At 36.4% G+C, this 15,955-nt stretch carries 8 protein-coding genes and 2 pseudogenes; 3 read left to right on the top strand and 7 right to left on the bottom strand.

The features are described 5' to 3' along the window. Positions 1-67: 67 nt before the first annotated feature. Together LF886_RS07620 and LF886_RS07615 are read left to right on the top strand one after the other, a co-directional pair. Positions 68-1,266, top strand: a pseudogene (locus tag LF886_RS07620) (dicarboxylate/amino acid:cation symporter). Between the two features lie 28 nt (positions 1,267-1,294). Beyond that, entirely contained in the window at positions 1,295-1,807 is a 513-nt protein-coding gene (locus tag LF886_RS07615) for a hypothetical protein (RefSeq protein WP_236853583.1), read from the top strand. Positions 1,808-1,832: 25 nt separating this feature from the next. Here LF886_RS07615 and LF886_RS07610 read toward each other — a convergent pair whose 3' ends face one another. From LF886_RS07610 to LF886_RS07600, 3 genes and pseudogenes are all read right to left on the bottom strand, one after another. Next, on the bottom strand, positions 1,833-2,216 hold the full coding sequence (locus LF886_RS07610; RefSeq protein WP_124534076.1) for a DUF779 domain-containing protein: 384 nt from the start codon (positions 2,214-2,216) through the stop codon (positions 1,833-1,835). An 89-nt stretch (positions 2,217-2,305) separates the two neighbouring features. Then, positions 2,306-3,340 carry an alcohol dehydrogenase AdhP gene (gene adhP, locus LF886_RS07605; protein ID WP_236853582.1) on the bottom strand — a complete coding sequence of 345 codons (1,035 nt, stop codon included), beginning with the start codon at positions 3,338-3,340 and terminating at the stop codon, positions 2,306-2,308. A gap of 277 nt (positions 3,341-3,617) precedes the next feature. Continuing rightward, positions 3,618-5,146, bottom strand: a pseudogene (locus tag LF886_RS07600) (aldehyde dehydrogenase family protein). Between the two features lie 182 nt (positions 5,147-5,328). Here LF886_RS07600 and LF886_RS07595 point away from each other — a divergent pair. Continuing rightward, the gene (locus LF886_RS07595; RefSeq protein WP_236853581.1) at positions 5,329-6,252 is read left to right on the top strand and encodes a helix-turn-helix domain-containing protein; all 924 of its coding nucleotides are present in this window, start codon (positions 5,329-5,331) and stop codon (positions 6,250-6,252) included. A 126-nt stretch (positions 6,253-6,378) separates the two neighbouring features. On the opposite strand, the gene LF886_RS07590 is transcribed toward LF886_RS07595, so the two are convergent. The 4 genes from LF886_RS07590 to LF886_RS07575 all read right to left on the bottom strand — a co-directional run bounded on the left by LF886_RS07590 (position 6,379) and on the right by LF886_RS07575 (position 15,937). Next, entirely contained in the window at positions 6,379-7,842 is a 1,464-nt protein-coding gene (locus LF886_RS07590) for a RagB/SusD family nutrient uptake outer membrane protein (protein WP_236853580.1), read from the bottom strand. Between the two features lie 14 nt (positions 7,843-7,856). Further along, a complete protein-coding gene (locus LF886_RS07585; RefSeq protein ID WP_236853579.1) occupies positions 7,857-10,646 on the bottom strand; it encodes a SusC/RagA family TonB-linked outer membrane protein in 2,790 nt (929 codons plus the stop codon). 876 nt (positions 10,647-11,522) lie between these two features. Then, a complete protein-coding gene (locus LF886_RS07580; RefSeq protein ID WP_236853578.1) occupies positions 11,523-13,040 on the bottom strand; it encodes a RagB/SusD family nutrient uptake outer membrane protein in 1,518 nt (505 codons plus the stop codon). A gap of 53 nt (positions 13,041-13,093) precedes the next feature. After that, the gene (locus LF886_RS07575; protein ID WP_236853577.1) at positions 13,094-15,937 is read right to left on the bottom strand and encodes a SusC/RagA family TonB-linked outer membrane protein; all 2,844 of its coding nucleotides are present in this window, start codon (positions 15,935-15,937) and stop codon (positions 13,094-13,096) included. Positions 15,938-15,955 lie beyond the last annotated feature (18 nt).

Genomic DNA, 15,955 nt, shown 5'->3' with positions numbered 1-15,955 from the left:
AAATTTAGGTCTGAAAATTGTATAACAGAGTGTTAAAAATAAACTTATCTTTGATAAAAAGCGCTACATGAAAGAGGTATTAAAAAACTACTCCGGGATCATATTTTTACTTTTGGGAATAACAATCGGAAGCATCATAGGAATTGTTGCTCCAGGTTTTGTGGAGTACATTAAGCCTCTGGGAGATATTTTTCTTAATCTTCTTTTTGTAAGTGTAGTCCCTTTGGTATTTTTTGCAGTATCCAACTCTATTGCCTCTTTAGAGCAGCAGTCTAAATTTGGGAAGATCATCTTTGTGATGGCTCTTACTTTTTATTCTTTATTCTTACCGCAGCTGTTTTTACGATCTGTGCTGTATATCTGTTCCCGGTTTCTGGAGTTTCAGGAAGCTCTGATATGATTACAGAAGCAGCTAATGATGATACTTGGGGCAACAGAATTGTAAGCTTCTTTACGGTAGGAGAATTCACAGAGCTTTTTTCGAGACGAAATATGCTGGCACTTTTAGTATTTGCATTTATGACAGGATTTGCTGCCAGAAAAACAGGAGAACAGGGACAGCCTTTCAGAGCTTTTATTGCTTCGGGTTATGAAGTCATGAAAGAACTTCTTTTGCTGGTTATGAAACTTGCTCCAATTGGTCTGGGGGCCTATTTTGCGTATCAGGTAGCCACGTTAGGGCCACAGCTTTTTGGATTTTATGCTAAACCTTTGGGACTGTATTATATCGCAGGAATTATTTACTTTTTGGTCTTCTTTTCCATTTATGCTTTTATGGCAAATGGAAGGAAAGGAGTGAAAAGTTTCTGGACCAACGCCATCTATCCTAGTTTAACAGCAATCAGTACCTGCAGCAGTTTTGCTACTATGCCGGCCAATTTACAGGCAGCCTCTAAAATCGGAATTCCGAATTCTATTGCTAACCTGGTGATTCCTATTGGGACTACGCTTCATAAAAATGGATCTTCTATGTCTTCTATCATTAAGATCTATGTAGCATTTTTAATTATTGGAAAGGATTTCTTTGATCCTGCCAACCTGCTATTAGCTTTGGGGATTACTGTTTTCGTAAGCATTGTGGCTGGCGGAATTCCTAATGGTGGATATATTGGGGAAATGCTGATGATCTCGGTCTATAAATTACCTCAGGAAGCTATTCCGGCAGTCATGATCATCGGGACTTTAGTAGATCCCTTGGCTACAGTTTTGAATGCCGTAGGAGATATCGTCGCAGCCATGTTTGTCAACCGATTTGTGAAGGTCTGATATAATTTTACACATTTTTTGTTACGAAATGAGTTCATTTTTTAAAAATATCGGGTTATATGACAGTTGCAAAGTGGAAGTCAATATCAGCAGAGCTGACCTGATTCAAAGGCTATGGAAAATCACTTATGAAACCAATACCACTTTTATATCGCTGGAAAAAGATTCTGTAATTCCTACACGGTTTGAATATAGGGGAATGATTGATGAAGAATGTTTTACAATCAAAAGAAGGACAAGAATATTTGATATCAATATGAATAACCCTGTATTTCATGGGCATATTTCAGATGAAAACGGCACATCATCTGTCTCGGTAGAAGTCCGCCCATCCGGATTTCAGATTATCAATTGTATTGCCATCCTATTTTTTTGCTTAGTGGCAATTTTTGTCAATATAGGAGGAGAGCAACAAAACCTTATGGTCCTGGTAGTGGCTTCAATAATAGCTGTTTCTCAATATTTTATCATAAAAAGGGCTATTTCACGAGGAAAATATGAATTTGAAAGAGAACTTATTTATATTGCTCAAAAGCCTTAAATTTTTGCTCTTTAATATGAAAATTCTATTCGCTGCGTTTCACCGGTTCCAGGTTTTCATATTCATCGGGAGTGAAAAGCCTGTAGTGAACTTTAAAGGTTTTGCCTAAAGGGGTTTCCAAAGAGAAGCCTCCGGGACCAAAACCATCTGTAACATCCAATGTGAAGTGTGAGTATTTCCAGTATTCAAAAAGATCGCGGTCTATCCAGAACTCATATCCATTGATTGTTCCGATCATTGCATCATTCATTCTGGGGAAAAATCCTCCTTTTTCAAAACACTGTGGCTGCGTACCTTCACAGCACCCTCCTGCCTGATAAAACATCAGAGGTCCGTATTGATCTTCAAGCTTCCGAATTACTTCAAGGGCTTGTTCTGTTGCAGAGAGCCTTGCTATTTTTGCTTCCATTGTTTTTGTTTTGGCTTAATACAAACCTTATCGTTATAAAAAGATCCCGGTACAATACATTCTAACCGGGATCAGCAACACATCATCAATTAATTTGATCCGGCAATATCCAAAACGATTCTGCCGTCGATTTGTCCTTTTTTCATTTTATCAAAGACGTCATTAATATCTTCAAGCTTTGCAGAGGTTACAGTAGCTTTTACCAAACCTTCGTTAGCAAAATCCAATGCTTCCTGCAAATCTTTTCGGGTTCCTACAATAGAACCTCTTACGGTGATTCGTTTTAATACAGTTTCAAAAATCGGAAGCTCAAAGGATCCGGGAGGGAGTCCATTGAGTGCAATGGTTCCTTTTCTTCTCAAAACATCTATTCCTTGTTTGAATGCGATGGGTGAAACTGCTGTAATTAATGCACCGTGCATTCCGCCAACTTCTTTATGCAGATATTCTCCGGGATCTGTATCTTTTGCATTGACTACAAGGTCTGCGCCCAATTTTTTCGCCAATTCAAGCTTATCATCTGCCACATCAATAGCTGCCACATGCATTCCCATTGCTTTTGCATATTGAACTGCTACGTGTCCCAGTCCACCAATTCCTGAGATGGCAACCCATTCTCCAGGTTTTGTTTCCGTTTCTTTCAATCCTTTATAAACAGTTACTCCGGCACATAATATAGGAGCAATTTCAAGGAAGTTCACATTTGATTTCAAATGTCCTACATATCTTGAGTCTGCAATCACATATTCTGCAAATCCGCCATCTACACTATAGCCTCCATTTTTCTGTGCTTCACAAAGGGTTTCCCATCCTGTGATACAGTAATCACAGCATCCGCAGGCACTGTACAACCATGGAACTCCTACTGCATCTCCTTCTTTTACAAAAGCTTCCGGTCCGCAGGCTACCACAATCCCAACTCCTTCATGTCCAGGGATGAGGGGCATCTTTGGTTTTGCAGGCCAGTCGCCATCTATAGCATGTAAATCTGTGTGGCAAACTCCACATGCCATCACTTTGACAAGGACTTCATATCTTCCGGGGGCTCTTACGGGTACTTCTTCTATTTTCAGAGGCTGGCCGTAGCCTTGGATTACTGCCGCTTTCATAGTTTTTGGAATCATATTTTATTTTTTAGATTGAGTTATTGAGGGTTATTAGATTTTATCACAGGATCTAAACAGGTAAACTGTAAATGGTTTGGATTGCCTTTATAAAGTGAATAATTATATAGAATATTTATATCAAAAGGTATATGTTCCCTGCGTGAGGGATAGTAAGGGCGGCGAGGAACGAGCCGGTGCGGAATGAAATGGAGCACCGAAACGAAGTGCAGCCCTGCATAGCCCGACCGTTTTGCCCTGGAAAAAGCCAAGGCAATCGGGCACGTCCTAAATAATATTAAAAGAAACCTAACTTATTCTTGTTATAAGAAATCAGCATGTTTTTGGTTTGACGGTAATGATCGAGCATCATTTTATGATTTTCTCTTCCTATTCCTGATTGTTTGTAGCCTCCGAAAGGGGCTCCAGCCGGATAAGAGTGATATTGGTTCACCCATACTCTTCCTGCTTCAATCTGGCGTGGAACGTTATACAGCTGGTGGGCATCTCTTGTCCACACTCCAGCTCCAAGTCCGTAAATGGTATCATTGGCAATTTTCACGGCTTCTTCTTCATCTTTAAAGGTTGTAAATGCCAGCACAGGACCGAAAATTTCTTCCTGGAAAATTCTCATTCTGTTGTTTCCTTTGAAAATAGTAGGCTGAATATAGTACCCGTCTTCCAGGTCTTCACCCAAATGGTTTACAGCTCCTCCTACTAATACTTCTGCTCCTTCTTCTACTCCTAATTGGATATAGGAAAGGATTTTATCTTTTGAATCTGTGAAGCCTGTGCTCCCATCATGACAGTTTTATCCAGTGGGTTTCCTACTTTGATGGCTTTTACCCTTTCGATCACCCTTTCAATAAAGGCATCTGCGATATCTTCCTGAACCAGCAGTCTTGAAGGGCATGTACAGATCTCTCCCTGGTTAAGGGCAAAAAGAACGGCTCCTTCTATTGCTTTATCTAAAAATTCATCATCAGCATCCATCACAGAACTGAAGAAAACGTTAGGTGACTTTCCTCCCAATTCCAGGGTTACAGGAATGATATTTTCTGTTGCATACTGCATCACCAGACGCCCTGTAGCTGTAGAACCTGTAAAGGCTGCTTTGGCTACTTTGGGATTGGTCACTAAGGCTCTTCCAAGCTCAGCTCCAAATCCGTTAACAATATTGATAACGCCCGCAGGTAAAAGGTCTCCAATAAGTTCCATCAAAACCATGATGGAAACAGGGGTGCTTTCTGCCGGTTTCAACACCACGCAGTTTCCTGCTGCCAATGCCGGAGCTAGTTTCCAAACAGCCATTAGTATCGGGAAATTCCAAGGGATGATCTGCGCGATCACTCCAAGAGGTTCGTGAACAATCAGAGATACGGTATCTTTATCCAGCTCGTTATGCGATCCTTCATCAGCACGGATTACGGAAGCGAAATATCTGAAATGATCAATTGCCAGTGGTAAGTCTGCTGCAAGCGTTTCTCTTACCGCTTTACCATTATCTATTGTTTCTACTATAGCCAGATATTCTAAGTTCTGTTCTATCCTGTCTGCAATTTTGTTCAGGATAATACTTCTTTCTGTAGACGAGGTGTTTTTCCAGGTACGAAATGCTTTTTCTCCAGCATTTACGGCCAGTTCCAAATCTTCTTTGGAAGAATGGGCAACCTGGGTAAAGTTTTTGCCATCCACCGGAGAGACTACATCAAAATATTGTCCTTTAACAGGTGGCGTAAACTTTCCATCAATATAGTTATCATATCTGCTTTTGAACTCTGGACGCTGTAAAAGTGTCGTTGATCTTGGTTCTGTAATAGTGCTCATATTAGTCTTGTTTTTATTTTTCGATACCACCAAATTACACTGAAAAGCCCAAAAGAGTATAGCACAATCCTATAAAAAAAGTGTAAAATAGTACAAGGGTTTCAATTTTAGTATTTTATTAACAGCAACGTACTCTCAAATTTTCTATATTTGAGTTACTCCCTTTTCAAAAAAATTTAGAAATGAATAACAATAGTAAGATTTTATTAAATACTCCTGAATTACGTAAGGAAAACCAACTATTGAGTCTTGTTGAAAACCAGACGAAATTCAATCTAAACAATTGTGAGTTCAGTATTTATGAGACCCATAAGGCTGCTTTTGATGTAAAACTTCATTTTGAAAATATTGCATTTACAGCCATGCTGAGGGGTAAGAAACACATGAAACTGGATAAGAAGACGAGTTATTTTGATTATTATCCGGGAGAAAGTATTCTGGTAGCTCCGGGAGAAACCATGGTTATTGATTTTCCTGAGGCAGATGAAACTCCTACACAGTGTATTTCATTAAGCCTTAATCCGGATTTTATTGAGGATTCTCTCAACTACCTCAATTACCATCTTCCTAAAGTGGACGAAACTTCGCAATGGAATATTCAATTGGATGAATATTTCCTATTTAATAATAAGGCGCTTGCCTCTGCTACCAACAATATTATGAGGATTGCCATGGATGATAATTCACAAAAGGATATCATGGCAGATTTTGCACTCAAGGAGCTCCTCATAAGATTGATGCAGACTCAGGCGAGGAGCATGGTGGAAAAGAATATTGTTAAGAATAAATCCAGGATAGGTTTTGTGGTGGATTATATTAAAAGGAATCTACATCAGAAATTGTCTATTGACAGTATTGCCAAGCTGGCGTATGTAAGTAAGTCGAATTTCTTTAAAATGTTTAAAGATGAACTGGGAACTTCCCCCAACGATTTCATTTTGCAGGAAAGAATCAGCCGTGCAAAAGAGTTGCTTGCCAGCCAGACCAGCATCAAGGAAACTGCTTTTCAGACCGGATTTTCAGATACGAACTACTTCACAAGGGTATTTAAGCAACTGGAGGGTGTCACTCCGAAAAGTTATCAGGACAGGATGCTTGTGAGGTAATTTTATTGTATACCAACCAGAAAATATTTATCTAAATCGAAATCCTGTCAACAAGGTAATATAAAAAATGCCCCCAAAAGTATTAAACTTTTGGGGGCAGTCTTATTTAAACATGATTACATATTATTAGTAACCTTTGTTTTGCTCAATATTCGGGTTTGCCTGAATAGCAGTGATAGGAATTGGCCACTGCCACTTATCACTTCCTATTGGAAGGCTTTGCGCTACAGAAGGCGCACCTGTACCATCAAAAAGATCTCCTTTACCAGATCTCTGAACAGCAAGGCCTAATCTCTTCAATGTATACCATCTGTCATTTTCAAATGCAAGTTCCAGTCTTCTTTCTTTTAAGATAGCATCTAAAAGAGCCTGCCCTGCTTCTGTTCCAGGAGTAAATGAAGAGTGTCTTTCCGCTCTTAATTTATTTAGTAAAACAAGAGCCTGAGCACCATTACCTGATCTGTAATATGCTTCAGCAATGTTTAACAATACTTCAGCAGATCTAAGATATTTAATTGGGACAATATTAGCAGGTCCTCCATTACCAGAATACTTTGTAACGTGGTTGTATTTCTGTCCACTATATGTGCTTGTTGTAAAATAAGCTCCTTTTCTAATATCATCTGATGTATAAGTTGTATATAAATCATAATCTACAACAAACTCAGATCTAATGCTTGGTACTGACTGATTATATGCAACTCCTACTGTATTTAATTCAGCTGGTGAATTCGATATCTGGAATAAAACTCCGTCAGTAATTCTGGATAAACCTTCATTTTCTTTCCAGATTCTGGTAAAGTTATCCAATGTTGTAATACTTGGAGAAAGCCCTAATGCCAATTCACCATATTTGATTGTATTAGCATAGTCACCTTTATAAAGATTTACTCTTGATAATAATCCATATATAGCAGCTTTGCTTAATCTTCCTTTGTCAGCATCATTCTGTGTAATATTATCTACCGCAAATAATAGGTCTGCAATAATTTTATTATATACCTGCTCAACAGTCAAATTTCTCGATGATGTCGCATTTGAAGGGTTATAGCTTTCTGAATAATAAATCCCGACACTGCTCTTAGCTTCTACAGATTGAGTTGGAATCTTAGAATAAGCTCTTACAATATCAAAATGTGCTGCTGCTCTTAGTGCTCTTGCTTCAGCTTCAATATTTGTTTTCTGTGCCCCTGATAATACTCCGTTATTGATATAAGACAAAACAAAGTTAGCTCTGCTGATTACAAGATAAGCAGCGCTGTACAATCCTGTTGTTTGGGAGTTATCCGAAGAAAACTCAAAGTTAGATGCAGCAGAATTGGTATTTCTTCCTGAAGCTGTACGGACTAGGTTATCCGTGGTAAGGTCACCCATGATAAGTTGGTTACCTGTATCACCATTATAATATCCAACTCCTTTAAGTACTGTATAAGCACCATCCATCGCCTGTCTGAATGATTCAGGTCTGGTCATAGCCTGATTTTGTTCTTCATTAATTGAAGATGTTTGATCTAAATTTCTGTCGCAAGACGTTAATGAAACAAAGGCAGTTAACGCAGCTAAACTTATTTTTATTATATTCTTTTTCATAAAACTATTCAATATTAAAATTCTAATTGCAGTCCTACCAAGATTGTTCTTACTGCTGGGTAAGTATAGAGATTGTATGATCCAGGAACAAATAATGCTGTTGAGTCAGCAGATCCTACAGAAACTTCAGGCTCTCCGTGGAATTTAGTCACTGTAAATAAATTCTGCCCCTGTACATATGCTCTAAGTTTATTGATAGGTGATCCTTCTCCAAGGAACGCTTTATCAAATGTATATCCTAATGTAAGTGATCTTAATCTTAAATAATCTGATTTTTCAATCCACTGATCAGAATCACGCATTCCATTTGAGTCAACTTTTTGGAATACTCCTGTATCTCCTGGATTTTGCCAAACCTGCGCAGCAGACTGAGCCATATTTCTACCTGCCACAGCCAAAGTTGGGTCAACAGCAGCAGCATACATGTTGTTATAAGTATATCCACCTAACTTGAATGCGAAATCAGCACTGAAATCAAGCCCTTTGTACTGAACTGTAGTACCGAATCCACCAAAGCTCTTTGGGAAAGGAGATTTATCTGTTAAAGGAACAGCATTTGATGCACTGTAAACATCAGTAATATTTCCAGCTTTATCATAATATAATGCTTTTCCGTTACTTGGATCTACTCCAGCAAATCTAACATTATAGAATACATATGGAGTTTCCCCTACTTTAAGATAAGTATCTCCTAAATTTCTTTCAGTCTGGCCACTTGATAGTCTGTCAAGAACTGACTTCTGGAAAGAAATGTTAGCATGTAAATTCCATTGGAAGTCTTTTTGCTTGATTACGTCTACACTAAGTTCAACCTCAAGACCTTTCTGAGACATATCTCCAGCATTGATATACTGGTAATACCCTCCTTCTTGTTTATCTAAAGGTACAAGTTGTACGAAATCTTTTCTTTTATTCTGATATACTTCTACGGACCCACGGATTCTTCTATTCCACATTGTGAAATCTACCCCCAAGTTGGTAATTGCATTAGATTCCCATTTAAGATTTTCGTTACCGATAATAAAACTACTAGATGTTCCTGGATATAAAGCTCCATTAGAACCATATAAACCATAACTTACATTGGTTACGTTGTAGTAATCTGGCAATGTTCCGTCATTACCTGTTGTACCGTAAGATCCTCTAAGCTTTAGATCATTAATAAAGCCTCCGCTCATGAAGTCTTCTTTTGCAATGTTCCATGCACCACTTACAGACCAGAAAATACCACTTTGGTTATTGGCACCAAATCTTGATGAAGCGTCTCTTCTCAATGATCCTGTTACCAAATATTTACCTGCATAGTCATAGTTTAATAGACCTGCTAAACTGAACAAGGTGTTTCTTGTTTTAATTCCTGTAAATGTATTTCTGTCAGAAGGAGTTGTGATAGAAGGAACGCTTAATTGAGAAGATTTCAATCCATAAGCTCCCCCATTCACTGTTTCGTTGAAATTATCGTTATATTCGATAAATCCTAAGAAATCGAAGTTGTGGCTTCCGAACGATTTTTTATAATTAATGGAGTTATTCCAAGTATAGTTGAATGTATAGAATGAATTTTTATTCAATGAACCTGTTGGAACTTTGTTAACTGTGATATCAAGGTTTGAACCTTTTTTCAACCACTGAGTTCCCATGTACCAATCATAAAGACCATTGAAATTAGTTTTAAATTTCAGTCCATCAATAATCTTATATTCAGCAAATAACGTTACCGGAATTCTCAGCCTCTGATCATCTAATCTATAAGTATTGATCTGCTCAACAACATTAGAACCAGCTCTCATCGTCTGATTATAACTTCCGTCAGCATTATAAATCGGCTCATATGGAGCATATTTATACATTGCTCCAAATGGGTTCTGTGTATTGTTTCTGTCTCTAAAATTCTGTGTAACCTGGTACTGAAATCCAAGATTGATTCCAACGTTCAGTTTTTCACTCAGCTTATTCGTAAATCCGAAGTTACCTGTGTATCTCTTAAGTCCGTCGATATCTCTGATAATCCCATTGTCAGAGTCATATCCTAATGAGTAATAGAAAGTACTTTCTCTGGATCCACCCTGAGCACTAAATAAGTAAGACTGAATGCTTGAAGGCTTCAACAGGTCTTTTTGCCAATTGTGATCATAGGCAGCAAGTCTGTCCATTTCCTGCTGAGATCTTGGCTTAAATCCAAGGTATCCCAACTGATTCTGGAAGCTCATTAACTCCCTAGAATTCATCATGGTATAGTTATTGTCCTTTAACCTCTCACTGAAACCGAATTTAGTCTCAAATGAGTAATGGGTTTTTCCGGCTTTTCCGGCTTTAGTAGTTACTACCACTACCCCGTTTGCTCCTCTCGCACCATATTGTGCTGTAGCAGCCGCATCTTTAAGAATTGAAATTGATTCTACATCTGCAGGATTGATTGCACTAAACTGTCTTGCAGTCATATACATTCCATTTACTACATAGGTAGGTTCTGAAGAACCACCAACACCAGCAATCCCTCTTACCTGAATGGTAGCAGCAGCACCTGGCTGCCCAGTAGTACTTTGTACAAATACCCCTGAAGCTCTACCCTGTAAAGAGTTACCAATAGATGTTGTAGGAGAGTTTCTTCTGATTTCATCACCACCTACAACAGCCTGAGCCTGGGTAATTTCATCTGCTTTTTTCTTCTGGTATCCAGTAACGATTACCTCATCGATCTTATTCTCCTTCAGAACAGAATCATTCTTAGATTTTTGCGCAAAAGCAGCTTGTCCTAAAAAAAACAAAGCTCCTGCACTTAATACATGTAACTTCACATTCATATTAACAGATTTTAATATATTCAAGTGACAAATATGTCAATAAATATCTGTAACATCAATTCATTAAACTCTGAAAACAGGCTTCTAGAACGGACAAATTCACATCCATACTTAAAAAATGATAGAGAATTATTTTAATTATATTTAAAAAATTAACAAAAAATAAGTCAATTTTAATATTAACGGAATTTTAATAAATTTAAAAATTAAAATCAATTTTCGTTTATTAAAAACAAATGGTTAAAAAATAAACCTAAATAATCAATATATGCGTAAAAAATAAAATAAACCAATTCTTAATTTGGGGAAAAATGGAGAAAAAAACACCCTATTTTCTTAATTTTTATATAAAAAATACACTCTTACAGGCAGAGAACCCCTGTTTTAAGATAGTCTCGTTGAGATAAAAATTAAAAAACTATTAATATACTATATTCAGAATTCGGTTGAAGCTCCCAATATGTTCATCGTTATTCTCTGTATTTTTTTAACCTTTTTACCATTAAACTTAAAAATAATTCAACTGAAAAAAATGGTGAAAATTCTCACTGTTTTCACCTTGATAAAAAAGTAAAACACCCCAAAATATGAGGTGTTTTTTATATTAAATTCAGGATTATTTTACTTCTGATAGCGATAATATATGGCTCCGATCCGAACAGAGTTATACGCTTCAACAAAATAAAGATAAGACTTTTGTTTTTGGGCCGCTTCCATTTATTAAATTAAAAACAATATGATATAAAAACAGGAAGGTATCTTTTAGATCGCCTTCCTGAAGTTAAAATATAAGAATTTGTTAATAAAATATATTAAAAGTTTAGTATAAATCAGCTCGAAATAAAGCATTACTTTTAACTGATTTTAGACTAACCTTTAATATCCTGGATTTTGAACAATCCCTGGATTTGCATTCAACTCATCCTGTGGAATTGGCAGAGCAAATTTATAACTGTTGTTAGGTAGATTAGCAGGATTTGCTGCTGGAAAATTCGAAGAGCTGGAAGAATAGTCTGCTGGATCCCTATCTACTGTTACACTTGCTAATGTTGCTAATCTCTTGATGTCAATATAGCGATGTCCTTCATAAGCAAGTTCTAATCTTCTTTCATTTAAAACTCCTGCCCATGCAGCCGTTATATTTGAGTACACTGGAGCTACTTGCGCCACACCTAGTCTCGCATCTAAAATAGGTTTTAATGCTCCCCCTACACCTGCTAAATCTCCAGCATTAGCTCTTGCTTCAGCTTTAATAAGATACATTTCAGATATTCTCATGATTTTGTAATCATTATTAAAACCATTTGTAGCGGTTACTGCCGCTGTTGTTGTTCCAGTTTCCGTACCTCCGTATTTCTGGATAATTAGTTTATCTGTATTTCTATAATCATTTGATGCAGCATAATTAGGATCAATAATTGAAGATGGAGCCACAATTACATTTCGCCTAACATCTGTTGGTCTCTGATCAAGAATATTAAACAAAGACCTGCTTACCTCATAGAAAGGGGAACCATTTAAATTTGGAGCCACAGAACACCAACCATTATGTAAATTAGTTAACTGTGTATTTTGTTGAGGCGTTCTCTTTAACCTAAAAATCACTTCTTTATTAGCGGGCTCATTATCTGTAAAAAACACTTTAAGATAATCAGCCGGATTAGCTAATGTTATTGCTGAAGTATTTATTACTTCATCTGCCCATTTCTCTGCATTTAGATAATCTCCTTTATAGGCATAAGCCCTCGCTTTCAGTCCTTTTGCAAAATTTTTATTAGCAACCTTATTATCAGCTACATAACTACTAAGTCCATTATAGATTGTAAGTGCATCATCTAAGTCTTTATGAATCTGTCCATAGAATATTCCATTTGTAACTCTTGGGTTTACTTTTTCTTCAGGAGTAAATATTCTATTTGCTAGGATTCCAGCTAAAGCATCATCATCTTTAAGATTAGGTGAATAATATGACAATATTTTTAAATGCCCGTAGGCTCTTATCGTCAGAGCCTCAGCCTTTAATCTTGAAATCAGTACAGCATCAGCAGCATTTACAGGTACTATTTTATCTGCATACTGAATAACCCTATTCGCCCTTGCTAAAGCTGAATAAGTTCCTACCCAGATGTTAGCAGGAATAGTCGAAGAAGGTATCAGCAAGAAAATATACTCTGTTGAAAGCCCTTGTCCACCATTTGCATATCCAATTCCCACTTCATCCGTAAAAACAGAAGAAAATACAACGTCAGATCTATTTGAAAGAATATTATAAGTTGAATTCATTAATTTCTGCAAATCTGAAGATTGAGTAATTGCTGTTTCTTCCGTTAACGAACCGGGAATAAAGGGTACCAACAAATCACTATCACAAGAAGTTAGCAGTAATCCAGACACTAATGTTATATATATAAGTATTTTTTCATTGTAATTATTTTAATATTTCTCAATTAGAATTTAACATCAAAACCTAAAGTTATAATTCTAGGTGTAGGATACTTTTGTTGATCATTATTTCTAGGGCTTTCCGGATCAAACCCTTTCCACTTTGAAATAGTAAATAAGTTTTCTGCTTGTAATGTCATTGATAAGCTATTTATAAAAGTATCTATTAAAAATCTCTGCGGAAATCTATAGCCAATCTGAACATTTCTCATTCTAAGATAGGATGCATCTTTCAAAAATCGATCAGAATGCCCTTGAAGTCCTAGATTTGCAGCCTTTAGAGAAGGCACGTCTGTATTGGTATTAGTAGGTGTCCATGCATTTTGAAGTGCTTTTTCTACTGTAAAACTTCCCAGATTATTAGGATCATATAAACTAGACAAATCATAGTCATAGCGCACTACCCTAGCAACAAAGGTAAATGTAGTTGAAGCAAAGAAATTTTTATAATTAAAATCAACCCCGAAACCTCCTTGATACTTTGGCAAATTATTTTTACCATATAACTTTCTTTCTGCTGCAGTTGGATTTTCTGTAGGATTTCCATTAATATCTTCAAACAATAAATTTCCATTAACAGGGTTTACACCTAAGTATTTATAAACAAAAGGCTCTCTCAATAACCCTCCATTAGCCGTCACATATTGGGGTTCCGTTCCTTCAGAAATTCGACCTCCTCCACTTTTAATACCATCTACTTTTTGTGTATTTATTGAACCGTTAACTCTAAAGGTTAAAGAAATATCATTCCCTTTATTTTTTAATATATCATAAGCTAAACTCACTTCAATACCTTTATTAACTATTGAAGCATCAGTATTTCTTACAATACTTAAGGTTCCCAATACAGGAGCAGTTGGATCAGGCATATACAGGTCAACAGTTTTTTTATTATAATAATCAAAAGAACCTCTCAATCTCCTTTTGAAAAATTCAAAATCAGCCCCTATATTATATTGCTTAGTTGTTTCCCACCTTAAGTTACTATCACCGAAAGTAATCCCGTAACCTTGGTTTCCATTATAAGTATTATTGGTAACAGAATAAATATTGGTAAAACCCGGAGGATTTAATCCTGCATAAATAGTTCCATCGACAATTCTCTGATTTCCTTGTGTACCATAGGAAGCCCTTAATTTAAATGCATCTACAAACTTTAAGTGATCCATAAAAGATTCTTGATCGATATTCCATCGCCCTCCAACTGACCAAAAATTCCCCCATTGCCTACCATCAGCAAATCTACTAGTACCATCTCTCCGGATAACCCCTTCAATACCATATTTTTTATTAAAATCATAACTGAATAACCCAAAATACGAAATCATATTTAGCTTAAGTTTAGATACAGAAATTTGTGATCCATAATAATCATTATCAGGAGTATCAGCAATATATCCTGCCCCTGTTCCAGGAACAAAAATCTTGGGATCTAAACCTCTTTGTCTCATATTTGCTATATCAAGCTGTGAATAGTTATATTCAACATTTCCTGCCAAAGAAAAAGTATGTTTATCTATAGTCTTTGAATATTCTAATTGCCATAAATTATTGAATAAATACTCTCTCCTATTATTAACATCTTCAAATCCAGAAAATTCCTGTGCTCCTTTAAATAAAAATGCATTAAATGAAAGAGGATATTCCGCTTGGGTAAACTTAGTATGCAAATACTGTCCTGAGGTTCTTACTCTGGCTGTAAGATCATTAGTTATTTTGTATGACAAATTAGAAGCTACATCTAACCTGACTTCTTCTGTCAAGTTATTATAATTTACTAATTTATCCATCAGCATCAAAGGTGTATACAACAATGTGCCATCTTGCTGATATAAATCAAATAGTTGTTTCCCATTCTGATATAAACTAGGTGAGACATAAGGAGCAGACTGATAAGCTCCTAATACATAATTCCTGTTAATTGCACCAGCATCTAAAATAGCTTCATTATTCTTGGAAAAACCAATACCTGTTACTAAAGAGTATTTGAATCGATCATTTGAACTTTTACCATTAATATTATTTCTTACAGTAAATCTTTTCAGTCCTGTAGTTTTAAGTATTCCGTCTTGATTCAAATAGCCTAAAGAAGTATATGAATTGATATTCTTTCCTCCAGATTCTATTGACAGATCATGGCTTTGAGTAACTGCCGGTCTAAAGAAAATTTTCCTCCAATTGGTATCTATGTTATAATTGGCAATCTGATCATCTGTCATTTTAGCACCTAACCCAACTCCATAAATTTTCTGCATCGTTAATAATTCTCTGGAACTAGCATAGTTATACTTAGGAGACTGTAACATGGAAACACCAAACTGGGTATTGTATCGAATACGTGTTCTTTCGCTGTAGTTTCCTTTCTTAGTAGTAATCATAATTACCCCGTTAGCACCCCTGGACCCATATTCAGCAATAGCAGAAGCATCTTTTAAAACAGAAAACGTTTCAATATCATTTGGATTAATTGACCTAAAATTATCACTATTAGAGGGAAAGCCATCAATAACATATAATGGATCAGTATTACCATTAAATGTACCTACACCTCGAATAATGACCGTAGGTTTTGCTCCAGGCTGCCCAGTACTTGCTGTAACATTTACACCAGCTAATTGTCCTTGAATAATGTTTAAAACATTCGAATTAGGTCTATTTTCAATTGTTTTACTATCTACAGTAGCAATTGAAGTAACCGCTGTTTTTTTGGTAGTAGTCCGATAACCTACAACGACAACTTCATCAATTTGCTTTGATCCAGTTGTATCCTTCTTCACCTTCTGTGCCGAAACAACCTGCCCCATAAAAAACAAGGCTCCGGCACTTAATACACATAATTTCACACTCATATTTAACAGTTTTTAATA

The sequence above is a fragment of the Chryseobacterium sp. MEBOG07 genome, assembly GCF_021869745.1.
Lineage (GTDB): Bacteria > Bacteroidota > Bacteroidia > Flavobacteriales > Weeksellaceae > Chryseobacterium > Chryseobacterium viscerum.
The sequence above is the reverse complement of the archived record's forward strand: the minus strand, read 5'-3'. Positions and strand labels throughout refer to the sequence as shown.

What these genes read in the sequence shown, in the direction of transcription:
- LF886_RS07615 (WP_236853583.1), top strand. Translation starts at nt 1,295, where the DNA reads ATGAGTTCATTTTTTAAAAATATCGGGTTATATGACAGTTGCAAAGTG.
- LF886_RS07610 (WP_124534076.1), bottom strand. Translation starts at nt 2,216, where the DNA reads ATGGAAGCAAAAATAGCAAGGCTCTCTGCAACAGAACAAGCCCTTGAA.
- adhP (WP_236853582.1), bottom strand. Translation starts at nt 3,340, where the DNA reads ATGATTCCAAAAACTATGAAAGCGGCAGTAATCCAAGGCTACGGCCAG.
- LF886_RS07595 (WP_236853581.1), top strand. Translation starts at nt 5,329, where the DNA reads ATGAATAACAATAGTAAGATTTTATTAAATACTCCTGAATTACGTAAG.
- LF886_RS07590 (WP_236853580.1), bottom strand. Translation starts at nt 7,842, where the DNA reads ATGAAAAAGAATATAATAAAAATAAGTTTAGCTGCGTTAACTGCCTTT.
- LF886_RS07585 (WP_236853579.1), bottom strand. Translation starts at nt 10,646, where the DNA reads ATGAATGTGAAGTTACATGTATTAAGTGCAGGAGCTTTGTTTTTTTTA.
- LF886_RS07575 (WP_236853577.1), bottom strand. Translation starts at nt 15,937, where the DNA reads ATGAGTGTGAAATTATGTGTATTAAGTGCCGGAGCCTTGTTTTTTATG.